Here is a 2,101-nt window from a genome sequence, read left to right as displayed (position 1 = left end):
TCTTTTATGACTAGAGTGCGTTACGAGCTTTTCGCTTAGCCAGCTAAGCATCATCGCTCAAGCCTTGTACTAAAATAATTATTCCTTACGGTAAAGAATCGAACAAAAACTAAGCTCGAAAGATCAACAGCCCCTAGGGATTTAGCACCACTAAATATTGGGGGCATTAGGCTAAAGTGTATTAGGCAATGTGTGTCATTTCATTGATCGTAAACAGTTCCACTCGACCTTCGGTGGCTGCAACGTAATCTGCTATATGGCTATTAGCCAGATGAGTCTGAAGATGTTCACGGCTTTGCCAGTTTTCATAAAATACGAAGTGAGCTGGATTTTCATTATCTTGGTGCAGGTCATAGTTAATGCAACCCGCTTCTGCACGAGTCACCTCAATAAGCTTGATTAACTCTGCTTTGACGAAATCAATACTGTCCTTATTGGCTATTATATTAGCTACAACGGTGAGCTTGGTCATGCTGAACTCCTGTGATTCAAATCTAATCTCGGCATCGAATTTGTTACGTGTTCGACTATGGGGGGCATATTAGCGCTAAGTATTCAAAACAAAAACAGCTTAACTTTTGAATTATTATCAATTAAAAATTGATAATGTTGAGTGGCGCTGATGTTAGTGACTACTGTAAAAAGCTTAATCGCAATGATATTGCAGTTATTATTCGCACCAATCACGGTATGACCAAAATGATAGCGTTATGCTCGAGCTTTAGGAGTCCATTCACTAGGTCAATAAGCTTAGCCCGATCTATTGAAATTTGCTCTATAGCTTATAAGCATTAACCAACACTCGGCAGTGTTGTGGCTTTCTGTCCTGAATGACGGGTTGAAAGGGGTTCTTTTGATTTTGTTAATATTGCACTCTAGTTCCGTCAAAACAGAAGAGGATTATTGACAATGAAAACCACTAGCCTAATGAGTAGAGCTCAGTCGTTGATTATCGCAGCATACTCACTTTTTCATAAACTGCAGTGAAATAGATAAGGTTGTTAGCGGGTGCTAATTGGGCTTGCTCGCTTATTCAATATAAAAACGGAGCCACTAGGCTCCGTTGTACGTTAAGTAGAGTTGATACTGATTAGCTTTATTTACTATCGTCTCTTATGTCCATAATCGGCATTACACCGTCACCCATCATAGTGCTTGGTAGTTTGCCATCCCAGGCTTGTGCTTCAGTAAGTTTTACAATTAGCGGATTACTTTTTAGTGCTTTGGCTTTAGCTTCAATCGCTTGTGCCTCAGCTTTACCTTTTAACAGTATTGACTGTGCTTCAGCTTCAGCAATTTTAAGTATCCCTTTAGCTTCGGCATCGGCAGTGTTTACTGCGCGAAGTGCTTCTAGGCGTTGACGCTCAAGCTTGTGTTCTTCAGCGGCCGCCAAGTTTTTCTCTGTTTGCTTTATTTCAATGGAGTTGATGTACTTCTGTGGTAAGACAATATTCTCAATTTGGATATTATCAACCACGACTGGGAAGCCTTCCATCTCTTCAGCTAAGCGACGCTCGATGCCTTGAATTGCACTGGCTCGGTCTTGGATAAGCTGTTCCGCTTCAAACTGCGGGATAGTGTCTTTTGTCGCAGAACGAAAACGTGGGTCAAGAATGCGTTGCTCAAACTGAGTTAAACCACCATAACGCTTAAACAGATCAAGCGCGGCTTCTTTGTTGACGGTCCAGTTAACCGAAACCTCAATAGTGACCGGCATCTGCTCTTTAGTGCTTGATGCCATTTTCTCGGCATTCTTACGGGTACGTACTTCGATCAACTCGACCGTTTCGATAAATGGGATTTTAAAGTGTAAACCTGGATTTTGTTGGCCTTTGGCTTCACCAAAGCGCTTTACCACGCCGACATGTCCCTCGATAACAATAAAATAAGAGTTAAATAAGGCGATGATAACTAGCAGTATTGGCAGAATTTTTGCCATTGAAATTGATTTTAAAAATGAAAGTGGTGATGATTTTTGCAGCGACATGTTTGGTATCCTTTCTAAATATGCGCGGCAAAGATAGCAGGTTATTCAGTTGGGGTGAAACAATTGTGTTTATTTGATTGTAAAAGTGTTGGTTGATTGGCTATTTTGACAAGG

Annotated in this window: 2 protein-coding genes; both read right to left on the bottom strand. The window is 40.9% G+C overall.

What is annotated here, in order from left to right; all coding sequences use genetic code 11:
• Positions 1-181: 181 nt before the first annotated feature.
• Positions 182-472 carry a putative quinol monooxygenase gene (locus tag AB4238_RS21770; RefSeq protein WP_220736042.1) on the bottom strand — a complete coding sequence of 97 codons (291 nt, stop codon included), beginning with the start codon at positions 470-472 and terminating at the stop codon, positions 182-184.
• 624 nt (positions 473-1,096) lie between these two features.
• Positions 1,097-1,987, bottom strand: coding sequence for a prohibitin family protein (locus AB4238_RS21765; protein WP_372035647.1), 891 nt, complete (start codon positions 1,985-1,987; stop codon positions 1,097-1,099).
• Positions 1,988-2,101 lie beyond the last annotated feature (114 nt).

Source organism: Shewanella sp. 10N.286.45.A1, from assembly GCF_041470405.1.
In the GTDB taxonomy this organism is placed as follows: domain Bacteria; phylum Pseudomonadota; class Gammaproteobacteria; order Enterobacterales; family Shewanellaceae; genus Shewanella.
The sequence above is the reverse complement of the archived record's forward strand: the minus strand, read 5'-3'. Positions and strand labels throughout refer to the sequence as shown.